At 45.8% G+C, this 24,731-nt stretch carries 21 protein-coding genes; 6 read left to right on the forward strand and 15 right to left on the reverse strand.

Annotation, left to right across the window (positions count from 1 at the left end; translation table 11 throughout):
* Positions 1 to 323: 323 nt before the first annotated feature.
* Together OHJ21_RS15160 and OHJ21_RS15165 are read right to left on the reverse strand one after the other, a co-directional pair.
* Positions 324 to 749, reverse strand: coding sequence for a DUF4275 family protein (locus tag OHJ21_RS15160; protein WP_486020423.1), 426 nt, complete (start codon positions 747 to 749; stop codon positions 324 to 326).
* A 63-nt stretch (positions 750 to 812) separates the two neighbouring features.
* On the reverse strand, positions 813 to 1,421 hold the full coding sequence (locus OHJ21_RS15165; protein WP_486020424.1) for an HAD-IA family hydrolase: 609 nt from the start codon (positions 1,419 to 1,421) through the stop codon (positions 813 to 815).
* 649 nt (positions 1,422 to 2,070) lie between these two features.
* Here OHJ21_RS15165 and OHJ21_RS15170 point away from each other — a divergent pair.
* Positions 2,071 to 2,889, forward strand: a complete 819-nt coding sequence (locus OHJ21_RS15170) for a hypothetical protein (RefSeq protein WP_486020426.1) — start codon at positions 2,071 to 2,073, stop codon at positions 2,887 to 2,889.
* Between the two features lie 175 nt (positions 2,890 to 3,064).
* Here OHJ21_RS15170 and OHJ21_RS15175 read toward each other — a convergent pair whose 3' ends face one another.
* On the reverse strand, positions 3,065 to 4,270 hold the full coding sequence (locus OHJ21_RS15175) for a macrolide family glycosyltransferase (protein WP_486020427.1): 1,206 nt from the start codon (positions 4,268 to 4,270) through the stop codon (positions 3,065 to 3,067).
* Between the two features lie 744 nt (positions 4,271 to 5,014).
* Between OHJ21_RS15175 and OHJ21_RS15180 the strand changes: the two genes are divergently transcribed.
* From OHJ21_RS15180 to OHJ21_RS15195, 4 genes are read left to right on the forward strand one after another with little or no spacing between them, the layout of a single operon-like run.
* Positions 5,015 to 6,178: an ABC transporter ATP-binding protein gene (locus tag OHJ21_RS15180; RefSeq protein WP_486020428.1), complete on the forward strand. Its 1,164-nt coding sequence runs from the start codon at positions 5,015 to 5,017 to the stop codon at positions 6,176 to 6,178.
* A gap of 1 nt (position 6,179) precedes the next feature.
* Positions 6,180 to 6,845 (forward strand): ABC transporter permease, encoded by a 666-nt coding sequence (locus tag OHJ21_RS15185; RefSeq protein WP_100538430.1) that lies wholly within the window; start codon positions 6,180 to 6,182, stop codon positions 6,843 to 6,845.
* On the forward strand, positions 6,842 to 7,795 hold the full coding sequence (locus OHJ21_RS15190) for a glycine betaine ABC transporter substrate-binding protein (protein ID WP_326118996.1): 954 nt from the start codon (positions 6,842 to 6,844) through the stop codon (positions 7,793 to 7,795). Before OHJ21_RS15185 ends, OHJ21_RS15190 begins: the two co-directional genes overlap by 4 nt.
* A 12-nt stretch (positions 7,796 to 7,807) precedes the next feature.
* Positions 7,808 to 8,509 carry an ABC transporter permease gene (locus OHJ21_RS15195; RefSeq protein ID WP_326113861.1) on the forward strand — a complete coding sequence of 234 codons (702 nt, stop codon included), beginning with the start codon at positions 7,808 to 7,810 and terminating at the stop codon, positions 8,507 to 8,509.
* Between the two features lie 95 nt (positions 8,510 to 8,604).
* Here the strand turns inward: OHJ21_RS15195 and OHJ21_RS15200 are convergent, their stop codons facing one another.
* The 12 genes from OHJ21_RS15200 to OHJ21_RS15255 all read right to left on the reverse strand — a co-directional run bounded on the left by OHJ21_RS15200 (position 8,605) and on the right by OHJ21_RS15255 (position 22,549).
* Positions 8,605 to 9,219, reverse strand: a complete 615-nt coding sequence (locus OHJ21_RS15200; RefSeq protein WP_486020430.1) for an alpha/beta hydrolase — start codon at positions 9,217 to 9,219, stop codon at positions 8,605 to 8,607.
* A gap of 125 nt (positions 9,220 to 9,344) precedes the next feature.
* Positions 9,345 to 9,815 carry a P-loop nucleotide/nucleoside kinase family protein gene (locus tag OHJ21_RS15205; RefSeq protein ID WP_486021047.1) on the reverse strand — a complete coding sequence of 157 codons (471 nt, stop codon included), beginning with the start codon at positions 9,813 to 9,815 and terminating at the stop codon, positions 9,345 to 9,347.
* Between the two features lie 123 nt (positions 9,816 to 9,938).
* Positions 9,939 to 10,442, reverse strand: a complete 504-nt coding sequence (locus OHJ21_RS15210; RefSeq protein ID WP_486020431.1) for an RDD family protein — start codon at positions 10,440 to 10,442, stop codon at positions 9,939 to 9,941.
* Positions 10,443 to 10,768: 326 nt separating this feature from the next.
* Positions 10,769 to 11,851: a Gfo/Idh/MocA family protein gene (locus tag OHJ21_RS15215; RefSeq protein WP_486020432.1), complete on the reverse strand. Its 1,083-nt coding sequence runs from the start codon at positions 11,849 to 11,851 to the stop codon at positions 10,769 to 10,771.
* 18 nt (positions 11,852 to 11,869) lie between these two features.
* Positions 11,870 to 12,853 carry a Gfo/Idh/MocA family protein gene (locus OHJ21_RS15220; protein ID WP_326113857.1) on the reverse strand — a complete coding sequence of 328 codons (984 nt, stop codon included), beginning with the start codon at positions 12,851 to 12,853 and terminating at the stop codon, positions 11,870 to 11,872.
* Positions 12,854 to 12,894: 41 nt separating this feature from the next.
* A complete protein-coding gene (locus OHJ21_RS15225) occupies positions 12,895 to 13,683 on the reverse strand; it encodes a phytanoyl-CoA dioxygenase family protein (RefSeq protein ID WP_486020435.1) in 789 nt (262 codons plus the stop codon).
* Between the two features lie 94 nt (positions 13,684 to 13,777).
* Positions 13,778 to 15,436, reverse strand: coding sequence for an extracellular solute-binding protein (locus tag OHJ21_RS15230; protein ID WP_486020437.1), 1,659 nt, complete (start codon positions 15,434 to 15,436; stop codon positions 13,778 to 13,780).
* Positions 15,437 to 15,528: 92 nt separating this feature from the next.
* Positions 15,529 to 16,449, reverse strand: a complete 921-nt coding sequence (locus OHJ21_RS15235) for a carbohydrate ABC transporter permease (RefSeq protein WP_100538438.1) — start codon at positions 16,447 to 16,449, stop codon at positions 15,529 to 15,531.
* A gap of 32 nt (positions 16,450 to 16,481) precedes the next feature.
* Positions 16,482 to 17,432, reverse strand: a complete 951-nt coding sequence (locus tag OHJ21_RS15240; protein ID WP_326113855.1) for an ABC transporter permease — start codon at positions 17,430 to 17,432, stop codon at positions 16,482 to 16,484.
* Positions 17,433 to 18,028: 596 nt separating this feature from the next.
* A complete protein-coding gene (locus OHJ21_RS15245) occupies positions 18,029 to 19,189 on the reverse strand; it encodes a GntR family transcriptional regulator (protein WP_394054406.1) in 1,161 nt (386 codons plus the stop codon).
* Between the two features lie 347 nt (positions 19,190 to 19,536).
* Positions 19,537 to 19,683 carry a hypothetical protein gene (locus OHJ21_RS15250; protein WP_165789676.1) on the reverse strand — a complete coding sequence of 49 codons (147 nt, stop codon included), beginning with the start codon at positions 19,681 to 19,683 and terminating at the stop codon, positions 19,537 to 19,539.
* Positions 19,684 to 19,903: 220 nt separating this feature from the next.
* The gene (locus tag OHJ21_RS15255; RefSeq protein WP_411830427.1) at positions 19,904 to 22,549 is read right to left on the reverse strand and encodes an adenosylcobalamin-dependent ribonucleoside-diphosphate reductase; all 2,646 of its coding nucleotides are present in this window, start codon (positions 22,547 to 22,549) and stop codon (positions 19,904 to 19,906) included.
* A gap of 424 nt (positions 22,550 to 22,973) precedes the next feature.
* On the opposite strand from OHJ21_RS15255, the gene OHJ21_RS15260 reads away from it, so the two are divergent.
* Positions 22,974 to 24,731: a DEAD/DEAH box helicase gene (locus OHJ21_RS15260; RefSeq protein ID WP_100538445.1), complete on the forward strand. Its 1,758-nt coding sequence runs from the start codon at positions 22,974 to 22,976 to the stop codon at positions 24,729 to 24,731.

A 24,731-nucleotide genomic window follows, 5' to 3' on the forward strand; every position in this document is an offset into this window, starting at 1 on the left:
GTCCAACCGCATACACATATTTCAACGAATGAAGGAATTGTTTATAATGTTTTGGTCATAAAGAAACAACCCAGCCTGAGACTGTTCTTATCTTAGGCTGGGTATTTGTTGTCTGAGCTTCTTCCTTACACCTCGGGAAAAAATGTCGTTAAAAGCTATCTCTCTCCTGTATCTTGAAGAGAAGAATAACCTTCTTATCTTAGCTCCAACGGAATTAGCCAATGCGGGGTCACTTGCCTGACTTCAGTTCATGAAACACGTCAGGGAGACAGTCATTCCCCCTTAAAACTCCCTTTTTCTTTTAGGCGGATAGTCTGACGACATTAATTCACTTTGTAAAAATATGGCCCACACATGTCTTCATGGGTATTCACATACGTCCAAGTAAAGTTTTTATCAAAAATATATATATCTTGTTGAGAATCAAAATCCTCCGCGACTACTGCATTTGCGTTACTGTATAGAAATACATCGGGAGAGTTTTGGTACATTACATATAATTCATCTTTTATTTCAGTATTAAAAGCATTTCTTGCTGCATTTTCTTTCAAACAACCTTGTATTTCATAACTAAAAATATGCCACTTATATTGACTGTAATAAATGCTTTCTTTTACATCTTCACTAATGTTTAGTGTAAATGTCTTATCCCATTTATCCATAATTTCTGTTGCTCCATCAAATACATCTGAGATGTTTATAGCTTTTTCAATTAACTTTTCAATCAATTGAATCTCTTTTCTGATCAAGTTCTCTCCCCCTAAATAAGTGTAACTACTTTATTATACTTATGGGCCATCTTCTCGACTTGCTTACAAAAGGCTCTTTCCTAGCATCGGTTCAACTTGTTCTATCCACTTATGCTCTTTATCTGCTAACAAGGTTTTCCATCCAAGTTCGATAACCGGGTTTAAGTTCTTTTCTTGATCATCAATATAAACAACCGTTTGGCCGGATTCAAATTGTTTCCCGTCATGTTGAAAAATTCGTATATCGGGTTTGCTTAAACCTACTTGATTTGAAATCGTTATGCTCCTGGTATACGGTTCTACTCTTTCTAATATCGGTTCCAACCATTCCTTACAATGGTTACTTACTATGTGGATATCTGCGATTTCACTCCACTCAGCCAAGTAATTTAAGCCAGGGAGTGGTTCCAGTGATTGCATTAATAATTCTCTGGATTGCTCTTTGTTGATCTGCTTCATTCGCTGGCTCATCCATCCCCAAAATTCCTCTTCTTTGATCTTTCCTGTCCATAAATCTTTTCGAATCTCATCAAATTGTTCTCTGATGTCTTGAAACGAGATTTCGGAACCTTCAGATAATTTGAGCCAAACCTCAGATGAAAAATTACTTACTAATACACCAGCTAAATCTAATACCAGTTGTGGCTTGGCAGTCATCGAATCATTATTCATTGGTCTTGTTTAATTCTTGATTTAGTCTATCAATTTTGTCTTCTATTCTTCTCAAGCTTTCTTTTGTATTTTTTGTGTGTAGAATGAATCTATTTACAAATCGAAATAATCCAACAAAAAACAGTATAACTAATAAAACAATGAATATGATTTGAAACAACAATGCCATCGAAAAAAAGCCCAAGATATTACCCCCTTAATAAACTAAAAACTAAATTACGGACCATTGACCCTTAAATCGAATGTTAATATCACTATTTTCAGGTGTTTCGCATAAGATTCAGATAACCTTTCTTCCATCATTATACATATGGCAACCAAACGGTGGTAGTCCAATAGTTTAAATACCGTGTTATCTGATTTCATCCCTTACACTAACCAACTATTATTCCGCGCTAGTTCAATCATTCAGTACACTCTAACATCTACCTAAAGGATTTTCACTACAATTTGGAATTGACAGATGGAGAAGTAAAAAAGCCCTACTGCGTGTCTTAAAACTTGCGCATTATCCGTAAAGCCGGTCTCCGTAATGCCTCTTAGTTCAATTTTGAACAGAATATAAAATTCTTGTTAATATTCATATGGTTAACAACCGATAATAACCACAAGGAAATATTCACCATTTCGTTATAAGGGACGTGTTTAAATGCCTCAAATTTCAAGCGTATCAAGCAGACCACAGTCTACACCGCCTGTAAAGTCCAGAACAAATATAATCTCTCCTATTGACCGGGAGATTGAGCAGCTAATCAATCAAAAAGGAATTATTAATGAAAAAATCGCGAGTATTAAATCGGACGAAAAGCTGGACTCTAAACAAAAAGATGAAAGAATTAAACTTTTAACCACGGATATGCAATTACTTGAATCTCAAATTATGCAGAAGAGAATGGAGAAGACTGAGGAGAATAAAAATAACAATAATGCTTCTTCTCAAAAGGAGAATTTGAGTAATAAAATCGAAATGGATACAAGTAAGCAAGATGTATCAGGCATATCGATGGAAAAGTTTTTACAAGCTAGTAATCTACATGACCAATTGACCAAAATGGCAAGTGTACGTAGATCACTGAAAGTGGAAACTGACACTCTTAGACATGAAGTAAGAAAGGGAAGAACTATTCTTGGAGGTGAGAATGAACCCGGCGACCCAGGCAAATCGGAAATGAGAAAGAATCTAGAATTGACAGTTAATAAATCGAAAACCGATGAAGCGCTAAACATCGAGAAGAAAATTACTGAATTGGATCGTAAAATGAGTGAAAAGATGGAAGCCACTAAAGAAGAGTTTCAAAACGAAAACAAGAAGTTCGTCACCAGAGAGGTTGATCATAAGGAGGATGTATCCGTATCTGCTCAAACTGTGAACGCTGCGGATATGCTAAGGCATAATCAGGATATCGACATGAATAAGCATAATAACCTACAAACACAACGGAATGTTGGTATTGATATTCGCGCTTAGAAGAGAATTACACTTCGAAATATACATATATTTATCATAACGATAGAACCCGTTATCTCAAGGATTGACATGAAAATGAATAGCACCGTGTGAACAATTATTGACTGTTTGTAACGGTGCTATAGTTATTGCTCTTGGTCCTGCGGAGCCCCGTGTTACTTAAAGTGCACACTCTTTATTCAGATCTATCTTGACACTTAAATTCGAAAATCTCATCAACAGCTTGTTGATACCCACCAGATTGTCGAAAAGATTCCCTAATATTTGCAGCCGCTTTCTTAAAAGATAAAAGGCTTAACACATGATCTGCAGCTTCACGCAGTTGATTTGCAGTCAAACTTTGCATGTGTAATGTAATGCCTGCTCCGATATTGGCGACTTGCCCCGCAATGATCGGCTGATCCGCGTTTTGTGGAATGACAATCAGCGGAACACCATAATACAGACCTTCATGGGTGCTATTCATTCCACCATGTGTAATAAATAATTTAGCGTATGGCAGTACATCGGTTTGTGGAACGTAATTTTTAACGATGAAGTTTTTAGGAATTTCCCCTACATCAGAAATTTGGACTTTACTCCCAATCGACATGACAATCGTATGCTCCGTGTTTCCAAATGCCTCAAAACAAAGCTTATAGAAATCCATTGCATGATTAAACACGGTACCCAGTGATATGTAAATGGGGTTTTTCCCCTCGATGGCAGTAAAGTCGAAGTTTTCTTGCGTTAATCGTGAAGAGATGGATGGCCCTACAAATTGATACGTTTGGTCGAATGCTTCTTCTTCAGGTTGAAACTCCCTTGTTGTATAAACGATCGTAAGCGGCGCTGGATTGCAAAACACTTCGTAAGGCGAATCGATCTCCACCTCATATTTTTCCTTCACCATTGCCGTCAGGCTTTGAAATGTATCGTTTATCGGTTTAACGATGTCTTCAGGGACATTTTTAAAAAATGCTTCCAGCATTTTATCGAATGATTCTCGTGTCTGTGCAAAAGTAGTACAAGAGTTGATTGCAGGAAGCTTAAGAATTTGAGCAAGTAATCGCCCACAGCCAAACATCGAATCATGGATGATATAATCAAAATGCTCTCCTTTGATCTGTTCAAGAACGCTTGGTATGACGATATCTGCCGTAAGTAAAAGACCGTTGATTCTTTGGAGCATATAATCTCTTCCACCTGAAATAAAGGCTTTTATAAATTTTTGATCGTCAAATGTTCGAACGGTTGCTCCCGTCTTCTCCATACGCTCCCGAAAAGCCTCTATACAAAAGTACACGACCTCTTCCCCACGAGAAATAAGCTCCTGCACAACACCAATCGTTGGATTGATATGTCCCTCTGATCCGCCATTAATAAATAATACACGCGCCATTTCAACCACTCCTTTAGGTATGCAGTTCTCTAAACTATGAATGAGTAAGGGGCACTGTCCCATACTATTGTTCGAATCCATAATGGAATCACGTTTATCATAGTACAATACTTGAAAATCTCAAACTTGGATCGCCATATTTTTCAGTTAAGCAATGTCGTTACAGAGCCGGTCTTACTTCATGGACAGTTTTGGACCTGGGGTACCAAAAATCAAAATCGTTCGATATACATGTTTCAATCCAATGCGAAGTGGGTAATTGTATTAAACATATTATTGCAGTTATACAGTCCTACTCGAAAGGGACTCGTTGCCTGCTTACGCATTTTGCATATATCCATTTGGGCTGAGGGAAGTAATACGAACAGGGGCATACAGGCTTGGAATACTTCTTCGGATGGATGTAACAAGGGATTGCACAGTTTGGAAAGCTATAATGCATATAAAGGTGGAATTTTGGGTATGTAAGTCAATGCCATAACGAAGATTCTCAACTTAAATTGTTAGTACCCTCAGGGCTTCCTCTTAGATTGTTCTCCACCCCTTAATCATGCGCTTAATCCTATTCCATTTTGATTTCTTTTAATGCTAACTTGCTTAGCTTCATTTTCCATTTCTACATAACAATGCTGAAGCCTTCCCTTAACTCTAGCACCACATTTCCCCCAACATTTTTGGGTCCCCGATGGATGATATGCCAAATGCTCCGCATAATATGGATACTGCTTGCAAAGGGGCGATTGGATGATAGTACTGGAGCATGTGAACAAGGTTTACGATAATGGCTTTCACGCGCTGAAAGACATTAATCTCGAATTCAAAAAAGGGGAAATTACCGTCCTCATCGGACCGAGCGGCTGTGGCAAATCAACGACCATGAAGCTGATCAACGCGCTCAATACGCCATCGTCGGGTAAAGTTCTGATTGACGGTAAGGATATCTCGAGATTGAATCCGGTTGAACTGCGGCGCAATATCGGTTACGTCATTCAAAGCGTTGGTTTATTTCCGCATATGAACATCTCCAAGAACGCGGGCGTGGTTCCACGTTTGAAGAAGTGGGATAAAGACACAACAGATCAAAAAGTTAATGAATTATTGGACATGGTCGGACTGGACCACACCATTTATGGTACGCGCTATCCATCCGAGCTTAGCGGCGGACAACAGCAGCGTGTAGGCGTAGTGCGAGCGCTGGCTGCTGAACCCGATATCATCCTGATGGATGAGCCGTTCTCCGCACTGGATCCCATCAGCCGCGAGCAGCTTCAGGATGAGCTGATCCGGCTTCAGCAGGAGCTCAATAAAACCATTATCTTTGTTACGCATGATATGGATGAAGCTATTAAAATTGCGGATACCATCGTTCTGATGAAAGATGGCGAAGTGATTCAAACGGGTAAACCGGACACCATTTTACGGCATCCCGCAAACGAATTTGTACGTGACTTTATCGGTTCCAAACGTCTGCAAAATGAAAATGAAAGCGCCTATGAAATTCCGCTTGTGGATGAAGTGATGATTACGAATCCGGTCACGGCATTCCCGAGCCGGGGATTAGCCGAAGCCATCAAAATGATGGAAATGAAGCGGGTCGATTCGCTGCTGATCGTGGACCGTAACCGTCAGCTCCAAGGAGCGGTTTCGATCTACCGGGTTCTCGACCAATACGGCGAGGAAGGCAAAACTGTGGCGGACGTTATGCATCCGGTCCGTTTTTCCGTAGCTTCAGGAAGCACGCTTCCGCAGGCCATCGAGATCATGGACAGCCATCAGCTCAGTAATCTCCCTGTCGTAGACAGTAATAACCGATTCCTCGGATTAATCACAAGAGGCAGTGTGGTTAAACATTTGGCCGAAGTCTATCCTACGATGGTTCCTCCGGTGCTGAACGGAGAGGGTGAGTGATATGAACGCATTTTGGAGTTTCATCACAGATCGCTATCCGGATATTCTGAAGGCATTGCAGGAGCATCTGGTCCTCTCATTCTCTGCCGTGCTTTTGGGGACTGTTATTGCCGTACCGATCGGAATCCTGCTGGTCTACAACCGGGTCGGCTGGCTGAACAGCATCGTGTTTTTCATTACGAACCTGTTCCAGACGATTCCGAGCCTGGCACTTCTGGCGATACTGATTCCACTGCTCGGCATCGGCATGAAGCCGGCCATACTGGCGCTGTTTCTGTACTCCCTGATGCCGATTCTGCGGAATACCTATGACGGTTTTCAGTCCGTGGATAAAGGCGTGCTCAATTCGGCCAGGGGGATGGGATACAGCACCGCCCAAACGATTTTGAGAATTCAGCTTCCCTTATCGCTTCCTTACATCATGTCCGGTGTCCGCATTACGACCGTGTACATCATCAGCTGGGCAACACTGGCTTCCCTGATCGGTGCAGGAGGTTTAGGCCAGCTTATTGTATCTGGACTTGGCGTCAACAAGCCCGAGATGATCTTCATCGGTGGCATTGGCGCTATACTCCTGGCACTTGTAGCTGACGGACTGCTTGGGCTGCTTGAGGGCTGGCTAAGCAAACACTACCATCAGACTCAGACCCGGGACGCTGCGATATGAGTTACATCAACCGTAAACAGCAGGCCGGACGGAACAAGGAAGGCGTGATGAAACTGAAAAAGCTCAAGAGGATACCGATGTTAGTCTGCCTGATGGCTCTTGCCGCTTTTACCTCCGCATGCGGAATTCAAAGCGACATCACCATCGGGACGCAAACCTATACCGAAACCAAGATTATTGCCGAAATGTATAAAGCGCTGATTGAGGACCAAACCGATCTGAAGGTGGATGTTATACCCGATCTGGCATCAAGTTCATTGGTCATCAATGCGATGAAACGAAACGACGTTCAGATGGCGACGCTATATACCGGTGAGATATTCAACAACCATTTCCCGATCAGCGGTACCAAAGACCGCGCGAAAGTCTTGCAGGAGGCGCAGGATGGATTTCAGGAACACTTTGGGTTTACCTGGATGAATCCGCTGGGTTTTGAGAACACCTACGCATTCACGGTAAGAAAGGATCTGGCCGAAGCCAACGGGTACACCAAAATTTCCGATGTCAAAAAAGACATGGCCACCATGAAGCTTGGAGTGGATACGACGTGGCTGGAGAGAAGCACGGATGGATATCCGGCGTTCTCCAAAGCGTATGACATCAAATTCGGTCAGGTCTTCCCCATGGAAATCAGCCTGGTATACAGCGCGGTAGCCAATGAGCAGGTGGATATTGTGCTGGCCTATTCAACGGATTCCCGGCTGAAAGCCTACCAATTGCAGACGCTTCAGGATGACCAGCAATTCTTCCCTCCATATGACGCGAGTCCGGTATTGCGTTCCGACCTTTTGAAGAAGCATCCTGAAATTGAGGATACGATAGCGCCTTTAATCGGTCATCTGGATGCAGATACGATGATATCGCTTAATTATCAGGTGGACATTGAGAAGAAAAGCGAGCGGGAGGTCGCCATCGCGTATTTGAAAGAGCAGGGCCTCTTGAAAAGCTAAAGGAGGGTAAGCATGGAAAGTGAACATTTAACATTTGCCGACTTTTTGTCGTATATATCACGAAATCAAGAATTGCTCTGGGAGTATTTCATCCAGCATATTACGATGGTCGTTATCGGGCTGGGGCTGGCATTCATCGTCGGCGTGCCGCTTGGCATCCTCTGCTCTAAAAGCAAATGGGCGGCCAAAATCATTTTGTTTATCACCAACATCCTACAGGTAGTGCCGAGCTTGGCCATGTTAGTGGTTCTCATGTTATGGATGGGGCTTGGAACGACAACGGTCATGGTGGGACTCTTCCTGTATTCCCTGAATCCCATCGTGCGGAATACGTACGTTGGGTTAAAACAGGTGGATCCCAGCTATTTGGAATCCGGAAAAGGAATCGGGATGAGCCCCTTCCAAATGCTCGTGAAGGTGCGTTTTCCGCTGGCGCTGACGTATATCATGTCGGGCCTGCGTATCGCAGCCGTCATTGCCATCGGCGTGGTAACGATCGCTCCCCTCGTGGGGGGAGGCGGGTTGGGACGTGAAATCTATGCTGGACTGAACAGCAATAACTCCCTCCGGATCTTTGCAGGCGCCATTCCTGCCGCGGTGCTGGCAATCGTTGCGGATATCGTGCTCGGCATGCTGCAGCGTAAGATGGATCTGGCTAAGCGGAAGTCAGCCGGTGCGGCTCCATCGCCTGCAAAAATGCAAAATATAAACTGAGGTTTGTAGAGGGTACATTCCAAAGGGGCATTCCAGAAGATCTAGGATCTTGCGGGATGCCTCTTTTCTTTTAATTGTTAGCATGAGTGACATCCTTATTTTAGAAAATCCAAATATATCCTTACAAGTTTACTTAGAATCTCAATACTTTCCTCCACATTATTGGTCTCCAAGGAATGATTTGCATTAGGAATTTCAATGATCTCTCTGACTTTGTCTATGTTAATTTGGTCTGCAAGTTCACGATGAAACACTTCATCTTTTGTACCATAAACCACAAGTCCATTAAACTTGTTGATATAGTGAATGGTGTCTTTAATTGGTGTCAAAAATAAATGTTTTATTGGAATTTTAAGTTTCCCATGAACTTCTCCAGCAACTATTGTCCCTAAGCTCTTACTAATAAAAACAACTTGATTGTACTTGCCAATGATTCGTTGAACCGATTCGTGGCTTTCCTCTATTACTCTTTGCAGATCATTAATATCCAAATTCGTTCTCGCAGCTTGATATCCATACTCCAGTACCATTAAGTCAAAACCACTTTGAAGTGCGGAAGTTCCAGCAAAATGTAGACTTGGTTTATCACAAGGATAGTTTTTTCCGGGGAACAGAACAACCAACTTGCTGTTTTCCTCATAAAGTTGATAATATTTTTGTTTCATTTCCGTTTTCCAAAACGAGGGCACCGTTAAAGTCTCTAATTTCATTCTCTCCCATCCTTTCCTGTTTCGGATGATTCGTTTTAACAACCTTGATGAGCTTTATAATCATCCTCCATCTTCCATTTGCTTTTCAATAAATTCATCTTTAGTTAAGCCAAACAAGATAAAATCTAACTATTTGCTTCTATGATCATTTCCCCTTCACCAGTAGGCACTTCAAAACCCTCTAGGAATGAAGATAATATATCTTCTGTTATTGTAAATGCTGCATTGGCATCGAATCGCTGGCTCCGAATGCGAAGTCGTTCACGTAATTCATTAGGATGAACTTTCAAATATATTAGTTTCCACACTCCTCCTCCATCTTCAATTAACTTCTTATATTCATTTCGTCTTTTTCGTTGCCAAAAACTGAAATCGACAACTACATTGCGCTTTTCATTCAAAAGATTTACTAATTCATTACGCAACTTTATTTCAGCTTCAACTTTTAATTGCTCATACATTTCAATGGGGTAGTCAATTCCGTAACGACCATGTGTAGCCCAGATTTCTTCATCAATGGAAAGACGTACGAAACCTCTCTTCTCAAATCTTTGAGCCAGCGTTGTCTTTCCTGATCCTGCTACTCCGCACGTCATTACTACCAATGGAGCGGCAACATCTGCTTGGTTAATAACATCATCTATTTCTAAATAGTCATACAACTGGTATTCTCCTTTCAGAGGTTGCTGCCATCTTGAACAGTCAACCAGAAAACTCACCTATATTTCCTTTACTCTCGTGTGTGCAAAATAGTCATGTATACCTGTTTTCCCTCTATTAAAAAATAAAACTACGATATATAGAACCAAAATTATATTGGGAAATAAATTTAAATATGGATTCTTTGGCATTTCAATACTCCACCAAGGTTGTGGAACCAGAATAATTACATGTGTTAACTCCCATGGCAACAGTCTTATAAAGCTTCTACATAATGCTTGATAGAAATTGATTTTTGATCCCTCTTTGTCCATAACAATTAACCTTAGCAGTCGTTTTCCAATAGTTTGCTGTTTATACATCTCAAAGGTAATAAAATATGTCCAAACTGGCAAAGACATTGATAAAAGTACCCAAATCTCTATTTCAATTCCCTCATGTAAATAATCAAAGGGGAAGCCAGACGTTGTTTTATAAATCAGCAATTGAAGAAAAATAAGAATAAATGCAATAAAAATAATATCAAGCCAATACGCAATTAATCTTTTAAGGAATAATTTCATCCTAACCCCTTCTCATACCCTGCTCCCCTACATAGGTTGATAGTTTACGGTATTAAATAATTCTTCAGAATAAGTGATTCTTCCTCCTGAATTTCTCAAGTTTCTGTTGAATAAGTGAATCGAATGCTTTGCCTCCTTCATGCTGAACATGTCCCCCCGATCGCACTTCTTCCCCCGAACACAAACAAAGGCCCGCAGCAGGTCATGATCATGACTTATGCTGCAGGCCTTCGTTCTTCGAAGCCTCCCCCACTACCATGAACTCTTTTTTCACTGTCTACCATGAGGGGAAATTACCACGGAATAGCGCTCTTTATTTCACGTCCTTATTCCTGATCAAAATAAACGGTCTTTCCTGTTTCTGCGGATATATACACCGCCTCTAATATTTGTGAAACAATCATAGCTTCCCTCGGTTTAACCAAGGGTTCGGTATCGTTCACGATACTGTGAATCCATTGTTTGGCTTCATATTCGAAATCCGTCAATTCTTCTCCCCTGAATTGCTCTCGTGCATTCGGATTCACCTCGATTTTATTCAGGAACAAGCTCCCGTCCCGCTCGCCATTGATCCGCAGTTCATTTTTAGCAAAATCCGCTCCTCCCTTCGTTCCGCACAGCAGGTTGCCGCCACCATCCGCAATGTTCAGGGCCCAGCTGGTTTCAATGATGACCGTCGCTCCGTTTTTGAACTTCACATACCCGAACGCCGAATCTTCTACTTCGAATTCGTTTGGATCCCAGGCCCCCCATTCGTTCGCGGCATTTTCGGTATACTTCAGTTTATGGAAGACACTGCCGACGACACTCACCGGCTCATAGTTATCCATCAACCATAGGATCAGATCCAGGGAGTGGGTTCCAATATCGATCATGGGACCGCCACCCTGTTTCTCTTTATCCAGAAACACGCCCCATGTCGGAACGCCTCTTCTTCGGGTAGCGACCGCTTTTGCAAAATAGATATCTCCAAGCTCCCCATCGGCAATCATCTTTTTTAACAGCTGGCTTTTGGCGTTGGAACGATTCTGGTACCCGACGGTAAGCTTCTTGCCTGTTCGCAAGTGGGCTTCGTACATCGCTTTGGCCTCCGCACCAGTGACCGCCATGGGTTTTTCGCACATGACATGTTTACCGCTTTCGAGCGCATCAATGGAAATCGTCGCGTGCGAGCTGTTCGGTGTTAGCACATGCACGACCTCAATCTCTTCCATGGCAAGCAGATCGTTGTAATTAGTAAACACCTTTGCGTCAGGCGTGCCGTATTTTTTCGCGGCTTCCTCGGCTCTTTCCGGCTTCAAGTCGCAGAAGGCCACCATCTGTACGTTGTCTACCTTGGACAAACACGGCATATGTTTGCCGTTCGCAATCATTCCGCAACCGATGATCCCTACTTTTACGCTTCTCATGGAATTCCCTCCCTCGCGTTATTTAAACTCTACCGTTCGGTTTTCCTTATGAGCGATGTATGCCGCTTCCAATAGCTCCGTCAATTTCGTTCCCTCTTCCAATCCGAAGGGCATCGGCTTGTCATGAATCAAGGCATCCGCCCATTGGATGATCGGAAGCGGCTGCTCTTTAGGGAGTTGAGTGGGTGAGATCCATCCGGAAAAAGGCGCATCGAGCTTCTTCGAGATGACTCTGACGGTATCATCTGAGATCATCAAGGTGCCCTCCGTTCCGTAAATCTCGAGAGCGGAAGGAGTTCTGTACGTCACCAGGCTCGTTTCGACCAATGCGACCGCGTTGTTGACGAACTCAATGGAGCACTGCGCATTATCTTCCACTGCACGATGGGTGAAATAATGAAACATGGAGGTGATTCGTTTGGGCTGACCTAACATCCAACTGGCTAAGTACATCGGATGACATCCCAAATCCATCATCGCTCCGCCGCCGGTTTGCTTCTCATCGTACCAGTATTCCGGAAGCCAATTGTTCAATGCGCCGTCGTGGCCGTTCCGAATGCGCAAAAGGGTGACATCCCCTAATACTTGGTCATCGATCAGCTGCTTCGCGAACAATTGGTGAGGCCTTGTGCGAGCGGGAAATGAAATGCAGAACTTGACCCCTGCTTTACGTACCGCCGCGGATATCCGATCGCATTCTTGGACGGTAAGAGCCATGGCTTTCTCAGTAAAAATGTGTTTGCCGGCCTCAGCGGCAGCTACCATAACGTCAGCGTGCATGCTTGTAGGAGCATCCACCACGACCCCATCGATGTCTTCCCGCTCTAGCAGCGTATCCAAATCCGCTTCAAAATCCGTTCCCAATCGGGCAGCCCATTCGCTTCCGCGCTCAGGCTGTTCGTCCCAGACTGCCGTGAGTTTAACGTTACCGTGAGATTGCAACCTTCTTGCATAATCATCTGCATGCACATGCCACTTACTCAACATCGCAACGTTCAACATGCGTTTCCCCTCCGTCATCTTTTGTATTTTTTTACAAGATTTTAGTTTTCTTCAAAGGGTGGTGGCGTATAACTTGCTCCAAATGGCGCATCAGGCCTTGAAAAATCCCCCATTAAAGCTCTTCGCACAGGCGTAGTTCTTTGCATAAAGTTGACATCGTTATGAAAACGGTCCGAGGGCTTTACCCACGGAGGGCTATAGATGTAATGCATGGTATAGCGGTCGTAATCCCAATTATGTTCGTACGCCCGATGCCATACTGCGTTGTGAAACACCAGGACTGACCCTGCAGACGCACATATCACATGGCTGATCGGCGTACCCGAATTTGCAGTCCGGATTGAATCCGGTAGTGGAACGAGACTGCGGTGGCTGCCTGGAATCAACTCCATATTCCCCATGCCGGGTTCTTCCTGATCGGTCAATAAAAATGAAGCACGGAGCTGAATAAGAGGGACTGGGTACCCCAGATTCTTAAAATCGAAGGCGCTGGATCCGTCTTGATGCCAGCCTCCCATCCTCCCCATTGCCGGCTGCATCGTATTCCACCCGGACTGCATAATGAATCGATCGCCAAGTAACCCCCTTATCTTCGGTAAAACCGAGGGATGATCCATTAAGTTTTCAAGAGCGTGTTCAGACTCATACCCTCTGCCGGCTTGACCCCAACCGACTGTACCTGCCGCTTCATGAAGTCGAATTGATGCCTGCAGGCATTCTTTGACCTCCTCTTTCGACAGCACATTCGGAATGACAAAATAACCCCACGATTCGAACATAAACTTATCGAGTTCAGTGAATGCGCCTGCTGAAACGACCGGGTTTAACATGAGTTCTCCCCTCTCTTGCATATTTAAAAGAAGACTGACCTAGTATTCATGAAATATTCGGGATGGCAGTGACACCATCCCGCAAACCTCTTCACTAGAACCCGACATCATCCCGTTCTGCAGCTTTTTGAGCCACGAACTCCGCCATTTCTTCCACGCCGGCAGCTCTAAACTTTTCTTGAACACTATGAAGCATATTTAGAGCTTCTTCATCTGACGCCGCAAAAAAGGCTTTCTTAAATTCCTCATCGAAATTCAAACTGCTGGTTTTATCGATATATTCCTGATATTTAGGCCACTCTCTTGCAAGGTAGCTGGCGCTTACTTTGTCTATGATTTTGATAGGCATTTTTGCCGAGAAACTTTCCTCCAGCTTTTGCCACTCCGTTTTTTGATCTTCCGGCGTAGGCCAAGTGACTTCAGAGGAGAATGCCCCGATGAACCTTCCCGGAAGATAACTGAGCCCTGCGTCTCTTTTCAGATCCGGGTTTTCATCGAATTGTTTTTTCACATCCGGGATCCATTGGGGTATCCCGTTTTCCATCGTGTAGTGCGTTCCTTCGATCCCGAAATACGCAAGCAATCGGCCTTCTTCGCTGTTGACATAATCAATGTACCGCAAGGCCGCATCGGGATCCTTGATGTTAGCGCTTAAGAAAAGGGCAGGGAAACCGGAACGGCCGGGTTTTTCCACTTGCGTTCGAATGTTTCCGCTCTTATTCTTCATCGGTCCGAGCAGTTCATATTGCATTTCCGGATTCGTTTTATAAAGCGTTTTTTGTAAATCAACTAACATAGGCTGGGCTCCGAATACGGCAAGCTTGCCCGTCGTCAGCTTTTCATTCGCTGTTGTGCTCGTATTGTTGAAGGCTTCAAGATCAAACAAACCTTCCGTTAATAACTTTCTCATGTATAACAACCTAGCTTCATGATCCTTGGACTGCGTCCAGTGAATCAGTTTTCCATCCACTTCACGGTAGTCCGAAATCGTGTAATCCGTCCACCCGGCAAGGAATTGGCCGTAATCCCATCCATTCCACATGGTTCCGGCAGGGATGACCGGCTTCCCGCCAATATCCTTGAAACCGCCATCTCTGATCTTGATCAATAGATCAACTAGCTCTTCCTGCGTATCAATATCCTCCGCTTTTACGTTTAATGCTTTCAGGATATCTCCCCTGGCAAAAAGGCCGTAATTCCAATTATGAATGCTCTCAGGGGTCCCGTCCGGGGTCTCCGTAGGAATGAGATACGTCTTGCCTTCAAATTCGGGACTGTTGAGATCGAACTCGGCAAAATCCTTCGCGATCCCGGTAGTCACAAGTCTTTTAATATTCGGGTATTTATCGAGATAAGGGGTTAAATCCAGAAGCTGTCCTTCCATGGCCGCCTTTTTGATGACTTGTCCTTCTCCTCCTGTCGTAGACCAGAAAGGTGCGTTAACGATATCCGGAACCGTACCGGAAGCAAAAATGGTGTTTAGCTTTTCTACTTCGCTTGTCGTGATGGACTCCAGTTTCAACGTGACCCCGGTTTTTTCCCTGATTTGTTGGGCCACGGGATTATTCTCCTGGTCCTGCGGGAAACCGGCTCCGCCACCGTTCCAAGCACTGAGGAAAGACAAGGTCACCGGTTTTATTTCTTCAGTACCTTGCTCCTTCGGACCCGTGTCAACCGTGCCTGCATCCTCCCCTCCGCCTTTTCCCGTACATGCCGTCATGGTCACTAAAAGCAGTAAAGCGATTAGTGCCATGCCAAGCACACTCCTACGCCTGTTCATCCTCATCCTACAATCCCCTTCCATTGGAAGATTATTTATATAAAAGGCACAGCCTTTTATACCAACTACTCCTTAAGAGAACCTACCAGTACGCCTTTCACAAAATATTTCTGAAGGAATGGATACACACAGATGATCGGAGTCGTTATGATAATGACGAAAGTCATCCTCAAGGCTTCCGGCGTTACGCCTCGCAGCTCCATCTGCGCCTCGGTCATGTTTTGAATGGCAGATCCGCTATTTCCCGAGGACGACGTCATCGACTGGAAAGACGCTTCGCTGATCATCTTGTTAAGAAACGTAGCTGCAGGCTGCAGGTTTTCATTCTGTATGAAAAACTGACCGGTAAACCAGTCATTCCACACGCCCACCCCAACAAATAAGGCAATGGTAGCAAGCACCGGCATCGAAAGAGGTAGTATGATTCTTGCAAATACCGACAACTCGCTTGCCCCGTCGATTCGGGCCGACTCCGACAGACCTTCGGGGATCCCGTCGAAGAAGGTTTTCATGATAATCGCATTGAAAAAATTATATAGGGATGGCAGCACCAACACCCAAAACGTATCCAGGATATGGATTTGCCGGAACAGGATAAACGTCGGAATAAGTCCTCCGCTGAACAACGTCGTAAAGAAAAAGAAGAATACGATATACTTTCTTCCGGGCAAACCTTTCCGCGAAAGTGCGTAGGCTAATAAGGCCGTCAAAAATACGGAGGCAACCGTGACCACAACGGTTCGGGTAATGGAAATATAAAACGAATTCAAGATCAAATGGTTGCTGAAAGCTTTAGCATAGTTTTCTAATGTAAACACTCTAGGAAAAAAATAGATTCCACCCTTCATCGCATCGTAGCCGTCATTGAAAGAAAGGGCTAGAAAATAAATAAATGGATAGAGTGCCGTAGCGCAGAATAAAAGCAGCACCGCATAGTTAAGCGTCATATACATTTTATCTGCTGGCGTCAGCCTTCTCACACCCATACACACACCTCCTTGTCTTCAGTGCTAGCTGATTACCATAACGATACGTTACTCACGCGTCTGGATATATTATTGACAGCAACGATGAGCAGCAGCGAAATCGCAGACTTGAATAAACCAATGGCCGTGGAATAGGCTAGTTGCCCCTGTTGTAGGCCTGTTTTTAAGACATAGGTGTCCAATATCTCCGAGACGCTTAATGTGGCCGGGGACTGCATCAGCCAGATTTGGTCAAAACCCGCGTTCAGTATTCCGCTGAGGGAGAATATGAGCAATATGCCGATCGTTGGAGTCAGGCATGGAAGCGTGATCTTAAATAGTTTGCTCCATCGACCTGCCCCGTCGATTTCCGCAGCTTCATACAAGTGCGGATCGATATTCGTTAAGGCGGCTAAGTAAATGATCGAACCCCAGCCTACACCTTTCCAGATGTCGGAAATGATGACCAATGGATAGAATAATTCCGGCTTTCCCATAAAAAAGATCGGATCCAAACCCATTTGGTAGCGAATGTCATTAATAAGCCCAACATTCGGAGACAGGATTTTTTGAAGTAAGGTAACGACTACGACCCACGAAACGAAGTGCGGCAGATAGGAAATCGTTTGAAACACTCTTTTGAATTTTTTGTGCATGACGGCATTGAGCATTAAGGCTAGGATCAATGGAGCTGGAAATCCGAAAAAAAGTTTAAGGGCACTAATGGATAACGTATTGCGGAGTACATCGTAAAAACTGGAATCGTTTAAAAACTGTTCGAAATATTTAAAGCCTGCCCACGGACTCCCCAATATCCCCAAATTGAATTTGTAATCTTTGAATGCGATGATAATGCCGTACATCGGATAGTAAGCAAACACCAGGAACCAGATAATAGCAGGAAGCAAAAATAAGTATATGTGCCTGAAATACCATATTCTAGTTAGTTTCTTATTCTTTTTTAATTGTTCAAATCCAGGGATAAGAGCACCCTTTGGTACCATTCTCCGAACACCTCCTACATCTTCGTCGTATCGGATTTTTACGAATCCATTCCCGATCGTTTAGGAACAGAGCCTATGCCAATGGTTTTCGATGTTTCGACGGTATATAGCGACTGTCTCCCCCTCCTTTATTGCAAGCGGTTTCATATCTATAGTTTAAATATATTCAATATGGTGTTGAAATCATTCCATAATTTCCTCATTTGGATAAAAAGTAATCTTCAGGTCAAAAAGGTTCTGGTGGTTGCATTAATGAATGCATGGGGGGCTGCTTGAAAAAGAAAGCGGTTGTTGAGCAAGAGGAGGCTCCTATTCTTTAGGTTATAAATAACGGATTAAGCACCTCTTCTCTCATCCTTCTTTTCAGGCGCTTTATTCCTTGATGAGGGTACATTATATTCAATATATACATATGAAATTGTTGGAAGAGCTTCTGCTGAATTTCTTTATGGATTTGGGACTTATTATGGGGGGATTTGATGTGAGGAAGTTGTAGTTGACCTAGCAGAAGAGCCCAAACGCCCTCGCTTCGTTCGAATAGCGCGTCGGACTCGTTATTAGGTTATCTATATATAAGAGAGTAGCGGATGTTGATATCATGAAGTGGAGAAAACGTTTTTTCCCGTCGTCTCGCCAATCACCAATTCCGGCTCCACTAGGGTTTTAACGAATTTTCCGTGTTGCCCGTCTTCACTGTTAATGACTTCAAGCAGCGTGCAAGCCGCGCGGTAACCCATGTCTCGTTCAAACTGTTTAACATGCGTGAACGTGCTGTATCCTTCGATGATGGAAGTCGGATCGTCAAAACTGATGATGGATATGTCCTCAGGCACCTTCAATCCAGCTTGACGCGCCATCTGATAGATTTTCACGCCAAGACTTCCATTTAGCGTAATGTAGGCCGTTGCCATTCGATTTTGAATATAGCGGTATAGGGGATGTGTTTGAGCTTGCACCAAACTTCCGATTTCAAAATCGGTTACGATGTGGGCAGGGTTAATGAGTGATCCCTTTTCCTTGAAGGCATTCATATATCCATCGATCCGCTCTTGAACAGTAACGGTTTGTATGGGCGAATCAGAGCAAATAGCGATATCACGATGCCCCAGCTCCCACAGGTAATTGACAGCCATGTTAACGCCAAGCCTACCGTCCGACGCTATATAATGAGTTTCCACCCCAGGAAGGTAACGGTCGATGAGAACGAACGGAAAACCCGCAAATTTCATGCTTAATATTTCCTCGTTGAATAATTCCTCGTCAACCGGGAAAATCAGTAAGCCTTCCACTCCGATTTTACTGCATGTCTGGATAGCCTCTTTTTCCTTATCTAGGTTGCCCTCTGATAAATAGATAACGCAGCGGTAATCGTTCTCATTTAGTGCTTGCTGAATGCCTTGTATAAGTCTAATGGTAAAGTAGTCATAAATGCTCGGCATAATTAGGCCTATCAACCGTGTCCGCGTTTCTCCGCTAGTTTTATGGATTTGCTTTACGGCACTTTTAGGAGGTGTCATCGGAATTTCATATTCAGGATCGCTTACAAAAGTCCCTTTTCCGGGCACCCTCGTTATGATTCTTTCGTTAACCAATCCGGAGAGGGCATTCACCACCGTAATCTTGCTTACTCCGAAACGCTCCATGAGTTCCTTTTCCGTAGGTATACGGTCACCGATTTTCAATACTTGCGATGTTATCAAGTCGCGTATATACTCTTGAACCATCTGATACAAAGGTATTCTTTCCGTTGGGTTCATCCGAATCACCACATTTCAATCAATATGTTCAATATATACATTACGAAAGACGCCATCGTTTTATTCCATTAGGGTGGAATAAATGCGTCGTGCAGCTGGATGTGAATACCCTTAGACTCTTTGATGGGGAGGGTGGATTTTCTTTTACCTGAGAAAATAGCCCGCCCTGAAAGGGACTTTTTGTATGATCAAAACGACAAATCCCAGTAAACGAGATTAACATCTCCCGGTTTTAATTTGCCCGTTAGCATAACAAAAAGCAGCCGACTGTTCTAACATCGACTGCCTTCTTGTCTTTGTAAGCTATCTTGCATGCCCCTGCACTACCATAAATTCTACATGTGCTTTTAGGTCTGAAAAGAAACCAAGGTAGCCGTGTTTGCAACTCCAATCATCGTTATGATCAATGTGTTCACCATTGCACCGAGCCAAATATTTCCTGTCAATTTGTACAGGCTTCGACTAATCATTGCCGCTGCAAATAACAAGACCATAAAGGGAAGTAAAACCATGGGATAAAGTCTCGTCTCTTGCCAGAATGAGTTACCCGTCATAATGCTATGTCATTCCCTATAAAGAACTCCATACTATCGGCATCGCTCTGCCGGAACCATAAAAAAAGAGATCCCCGCCTTCGCGGAAATCTCCAATGCATTTGAAATGATCATTCATTATTCATTATTTAATGTTTTCTAAACGAAGAGTTCAACTTCCTTACGAACACTTACTATACCCGCAGTTCCCGCACGTCTTGCACCCCTCGATGTTAATCAAGGATGCCCCGCCGCAGGATGGGCACAGATCCAGCGACATGGAGCCCCCGCCTGCGTGCGCGCCATGTCCGCCATATCCAGCAGCTGGCGTTGCCCCGGCTTCGCCTGCATCGACAGGCGCCATCGTGGCTGCGACCGGTGCCGGATCATGGTCATGATCCGCCTCGGCGTTGTTGGCCACATGCGTTTCGAGCGCCTTCGCCACGGCGTCGGCGATGGACTCGACGCGGTTCGCGCCGAAGCCGATCGCGCCGGTGCCGCCGATGCCCTTGAGGTGCTTGATCAGCAGCTCCACCTTATTGCCATGGTCCCCGTAACGGAGGAACAGGGAGCAAACGCGGCCCAAGGCTTCCGCCATCGCGAACACATCCGATCCGGCTTTGCCGACGTTCAGGAAGATTTCGCTTGGAATGCCGTCCAGATCGTTGATCGTAATGTACGCCATACCGAACGGCGTGTTCATTTTATAGGTCGCGCCGCGCAGCACTTGCGGGCGCTTCTTGTATTGTTTATCCAGCCCGCTCTTGCTCGGTGAGGCTGTCACGGCCATGCTTGCAGCCGCCGGCTCCACGCTCGCCGCATCCTCAGCCGCTTGCCCTGCCGCGCTTTGCTCAAGCGCCGTTTCCGCGGTAGAAGCTGTCGTCGCTTCGGCGGCTTTGTCTTCTTTTTTCTCCGTCTGCAGCACCTGCACGTCGCGGCTGCCGTCGCGGTAGATCGTTACGCCTTTGCATCCCAGATCGAATGCCAGCTCGTACAGGCGCTTCGTATCTTCAACCGTGAAGTCCGCCGGACAGTTCGCCGTCTTCGAGATGGAGCTGTCCACCCAACGCTGAATCGCCGCTTGCACGCGGATATGATCCTCGGCGGAAAGACTCATCGCCGTGACGTAATAGTCCGGAAGCTCCTCACCCGGATGGCTGTCCAGCCAATCCTGGGCAATTGGGACGAACTGCTCGTCGAAGCCGAGACGGCTTTGACGGAAGTATTTGAAGGCGAAGTACGGCTCGATACCCGTCGACGTTCCGACCATCGTACCCGTGCTGCCTGTCGGTGCTTGGGTGATGACGGTTACGTTGCGTGCACCTTTGTTGCGTACCGCTTCAGCAACTTCTGGATATACCTCGGTCATATTTTTCATGAATCCGCTTTGCAGGTACAGTTCGGCATCGAATGCCTGGAACGAACCCTTCTCCTCGGCAATATCGGCGGATGCAAGATATGCTTCGCGCGCGATGAAGCCATACAGCTTATCCAGGAACTCCAGCGATTCCGGGCTGCCGTAACGGATGTTCAGCTTGATCATCAGCTCGGCCAGACCCATCGTTCCGAGACCCACGCGCCGCTCTTTCTTCTGATTTAATTCGTTTTCTTCAAAATGGTACGGCGTCCGGTCAATGACATTATCCAGGAACCGCACGGAGTAACGCGTCGTTGTCGCCAGCTCTTCCCAGGCAACGTCATGATTCGCTTCATCATAGAACTTCGACAGGTTCATCGCGGACAGGTTGCATACGCCCCAGCCCGGGAGGCCCTGCTCACCGCAAGGGTTCGTACAGATAATCGGGTTGAAATACCAGCTGTTGGACATCTGGTTGTAGTATTCCATGAAGACGACGCCCGGCTCTGCCGATTTCCACGCGGATTCGATAATGGTATGCCAGACCTCGCGTGCTTTTACCGTTTTATATGGAATGATACTGCGTCCAGCTTTCTTCCATTTATCCAGATCGCCGTCCCACAGCTCATCATAATCCGGATCGGTAGTATCCGGGAACACCAGCTCCCAGTCCAGATCTTCCTTTACGGCCTTCATGAAATCGTTGCTGACGCATACCGACAGGTTCGCATTCGTAACTTGTCCCATCGTCTGCTTCACCGTAATGAAATCCTCCACGTCCGGATGCCAATCGTTAATCATCAGCATGAGCGCACCCCGGCGGCTTCCGCCTTGCTCGATCAATCCCGTTGTATAACTGAACAATCCGCCCCACGATACCGCACCGCTGGAAGATCCGTTCACGCCTCTTACAATCGCGCGCCGAGGACGCAAGGAAGACAAGTTAATGCCGACACCGCCGCCGCGTGCCATAATCTCGGTCATCTCGGACAGGGTTTCCATGATACCGCCCCGGCTGTCCTTCGGTGAAGGAATCACGTAGCAGTTGAACAGCGTCAATTCATCGCTTGCACCCGCTCCGGCCGCAATCCGTCCGCCCGGCACCAGCTTCCAATCATCCAGAATCTCGCGGAACTTCCCGCGCCACTCTTCCTGCAGTTCCGGCGTTGCCTCAACCGATGACATGGCGGCCGCGAGTCGATCCCACATTTCTTCCGGCGTTTTCTCGATGGTTAACGTCAGCTTCTCCACATCCGATTCCACAAGCTCGCCCTTCCGTGTCTTCACCGTGACCTTGCGGCCTTCGCGCTTCACGATTTCGCCAACTTCCTTGGTCGGAAATTTAGGATCATCCTTTGTCAGAACGAGCACCACATCGCCTACCTTAGCGTTGTTGGTGTCGGCATCCTTCCAGGCATACCGGTCCAAAAAGATCTTCTCGCTTAAACCTTCCAGCCGCTGATTCTGCATCGTACTCAAGAGCAACTACCTCCTATATAAGATATAAAATTAAAAAGATTCCCCAGTATATGCGCTCACCAACAACATAACCTGTTATGTAGCCGGTCAAACATCAAAAACCACTATATACACCATATATAGTGCTGTTAATTCATTATACTACACTATATATAGGTTAACTATGCCGATATTGTGAAAATTAAGCCGACAGATCCAAGCTCCCGCTCGCAAGCTTCCGCTTTCTTCCTCTCGCTCTCTTTTTCGCCATTCCCTATGAAAAAAAAGGATGAAAATATCCAATTCCAGCAGCCGTGCGCCATTCGGGTTATTCCACGCCCTTCCGAATCCGTGCAAGGTTATGAAGACTTCTTTTTTCGTCCATACTACATATACACCGTTGGCCCGGAATCTTTCACAACAGGAGGAGATCGACATGAACCATCAGCCATCTGCCGACTCAGGCATGATTTTCGACCCGCGCCTTCCCGTTCCACTGCAGATCGACCGTTCCTGGTTTGACGATCTCGCCGGTCGACTGGACAAGGGCGGACCTTGGGGTGACTATCGTCTCGCCCAGCTTGCCGTGGAGGGCGAGAAATCGCGTCTCGTTACAAGCTTTGAAGAACTGCAATGCCTCAAGCACCTTGGCGGCTTGTCCCCGCTCCCCCATCAGACCGATACCGCAAGACGCGTCTTGTTCGAGATGTCGGGCAGAGCGATTCTGGCCGATGAGGTGGGACTTGGGAAGACGATTGAAGCCGGCCTTATTTTAAAAGAATACATCGTGCGCGGCCTGGTATCCAAAGTGTTGATTCTGGTTCCGGCTTCCCTTGTGCTGCAATGGGTTCGCGAGCTCAACTCCAAGTTCGGCATTCCCGCGATTGCGCAGAAAAAAGCGTACTCCTGGGGCAATGATATCGTTGTCGCCTCCATGGACACGGCCAAACGCGATCCGCATCAGGAGATTCTGCTGAACGAGGAGTACGATATGCTCATCATCGATGAGGCGCATAAGCTCAAGAACAAGAAAACGTCCAATTATCAATTCATTCAAAAGCTGCGCAAAAAATACTGCCTCTTGCTGACGGCCACGCCGGTGCAGAACGATCTCAGCGAGCTCTTCAATCTGATCACCCTGCTGAAGCCGGGTCAGCTCGGAGGCCAAGGGCAGTTTGCCGCTAATTTTGTTGTCGATAAACGAAGACCCAAGAACCAGGATCAGCTCAAGGATGAGCTGTCCAAGGTCATGATCCGTAACCGCCGCGGCGAAGGCGAAGTGAAATTCACCAAGCGATCCGTCCGCAATGTAGGGCTTAGCCTCTCGCCCGAAGAACAGTCATTATACGACGGCGTCACGTCCTTCGTCAAAGATCAGTATCAGGCAGCAGGGGGAAATTTAAGCAGTATGCTGTCCCTCGTTACCCTCCAGCGTGAAGTGTGCAGCAGCCGCGATGCCGTCTTCGTGACTCTTGTTAATCTGTCCAAGAAGCTGCCGGAGGACTCGCCGCTGCGCGATAAAATCTGGGAGCTGGTCTATCTCATCAAGGCCATCAAAGCCAACACCAAGGCGGAAAAAGCCATTGAGCTGATCCAGCAAATGAACGAGAAGGTCATTGTATTTACGGAATACCGTGCCACGCAGGAATATTTGCTCAATTATTTCCGCGATCACGGACTGATCTCCGTACCGTACCGGGGCGGCATGAACCGCGGCAAGAAGGACTGGATGATGGACCTCTTCCGGGGCAAGGCGCAGGTCATGATTGCGACGGAAGCCGGGGGTGAAGGCATCAATCTGCAATTCTGCCACCATATGATCAACTTTGATCTGCCCTGGAATCCCATGCGGGTCGAGCAGCGGATCGGACGTGTGCATCGTCTCGGCCAGACCAATGACGTGAAGATCTACAACCTGTCCACGTCGGGAACCATTGAAGAGCATATCCTGAATCTGCTGCACGAGAAAATCAACATGTTCGAGATGGTCATCGGCGGACTGGACGTCATCCTGGAGCGGTTCGAGAAGAAGGAATCCATCGAGAAGAGCCTGTACAAAATCATGCTGGAGTCCGGCAACGATGATGAAATTCGCCAGCGCATCAGTACACTGGGTGACTCGATTCACCATATTAAACAGGATATCGAGCAAGGAAGCATCGTCGAAGAAAATCTGAGAGAGGAAGAGGCCTAA

Origin of the sequence: Virgibacillus sp. LDC1, from assembly GCF_025792345.1 — a bacterium.
Taxonomy (GTDB): domain Bacteria; phylum Bacillota; class Bacilli; order Paenibacillales; family Paenibacillaceae; genus Paenibacillus_AQ; species Paenibacillus_AQ lautus.

What these genes read in the sequence shown, in the direction of transcription:
- OHJ21_RS15165 (WP_486020424.1), bottom strand. Translation starts at nt 1,421, where the DNA reads ATGAATAATGATTCGATGACTGCCAAGCCACAACTGGTATTAGATTTA.
- OHJ21_RS15170 (WP_486020426.1), top strand. Translation starts at nt 2,071, where the DNA reads ATGCCTCAAATTTCAAGCGTATCAAGCAGACCACAGTCTACACCGCCT.
- OHJ21_RS15175 (WP_486020427.1), bottom strand. Translation starts at nt 4,270, where the DNA reads ATGGCGCGTGTATTATTTATTAATGGCGGATCAGAGGGACATATCAAT.
- OHJ21_RS15180 (WP_486020428.1), top strand. Translation starts at nt 5,015, where the DNA reads ATGATAGTACTGGAGCATGTGAACAAGGTTTACGATAATGGCTTTCAC.
- OHJ21_RS15185 (WP_100538430.1), top strand. Translation starts at nt 6,180, where the DNA reads ATGAACGCATTTTGGAGTTTCATCACAGATCGCTATCCGGATATTCTG.
- OHJ21_RS15190 (WP_326118996.1), top strand. Translation starts at nt 6,842, where the DNA reads ATGAGTTACATCAACCGTAAACAGCAGGCCGGACGGAACAAGGAAGGC.
- OHJ21_RS15195 (WP_326113861.1), top strand. Translation starts at nt 7,808, where the DNA reads ATGGAAAGTGAACATTTAACATTTGCCGACTTTTTGTCGTATATATCA.
- OHJ21_RS15200 (WP_486020430.1), bottom strand. Translation starts at nt 9,219, where the DNA reads ATGAAATTAGAGACTTTAACGGTGCCCTCGTTTTGGAAAACGGAAATG.
- OHJ21_RS15205 (WP_486021047.1), bottom strand. Translation starts at nt 9,815, where the DNA reads ATGACGTGCGGAGTAGCAGGATCAGGAAAGACAACGCTGGCTCAAAGA.
- OHJ21_RS15210 (WP_486020431.1), bottom strand. Translation starts at nt 10,442, where the DNA reads ATGAAATTATTCCTTAAAAGATTAATTGCGTATTGGCTTGATATTATT.
- OHJ21_RS15215 (WP_486020432.1), bottom strand. Translation starts at nt 11,851, where the DNA reads ATGAGAAGCGTAAAAGTAGGGATCATCGGTTGCGGAATGATTGCGAAC.
- OHJ21_RS15220 (WP_326113857.1), bottom strand. Translation starts at nt 12,853, where the DNA reads ATGTTGAACGTTGCGATGTTGAGTAAGTGGCATGTGCATGCAGATGAT.
- OHJ21_RS15225 (WP_486020435.1), bottom strand. Translation starts at nt 13,683, where the DNA reads ATGTTAAACCCGGTCGTTTCAGCAGGCGCATTCACTGAACTCGATAAG.
- OHJ21_RS15230 (WP_486020437.1), bottom strand. Translation starts at nt 15,436, where the DNA reads ATGGCACTAATCGCTTTACTGCTTTTAGTGACCATGACGGCATGTACG.
- OHJ21_RS15235 (WP_100538438.1), bottom strand. Translation starts at nt 16,449, where the DNA reads ATGGGTGTGAGAAGGCTGACGCCAGCAGATAAAATGTATATGACGCTT.
- OHJ21_RS15240 (WP_326113855.1), bottom strand. Translation starts at nt 17,432, where the DNA reads ATGGTACCAAAGGGTGCTCTTATCCCTGGATTTGAACAATTAAAAAAG.
- OHJ21_RS15245 (WP_394054406.1), bottom strand. Translation starts at nt 19,189, where the DNA reads ATGAACCCAACGGAAAGAATACCTTTGTATCAGATGGTTCAAGAGTAT.
- OHJ21_RS15250 (WP_165789676.1), bottom strand. Translation starts at nt 19,683, where the DNA reads ATGGTCTTGTTATTTGCAGCGGCAATGATTAGTCGAAGCCTGTACAAA.
- OHJ21_RS15255 (WP_411830427.1), bottom strand. Translation starts at nt 22,549, where the DNA reads ATGCAGAATCAGCGGCTGGAAGGTTTAAGCGAGAAGATCTTTTTGGAC.
- OHJ21_RS15260 (WP_100538445.1), top strand. Translation starts at nt 22,974, where the DNA reads ATGAACCATCAGCCATCTGCCGACTCAGGCATGATTTTCGACCCGCGC.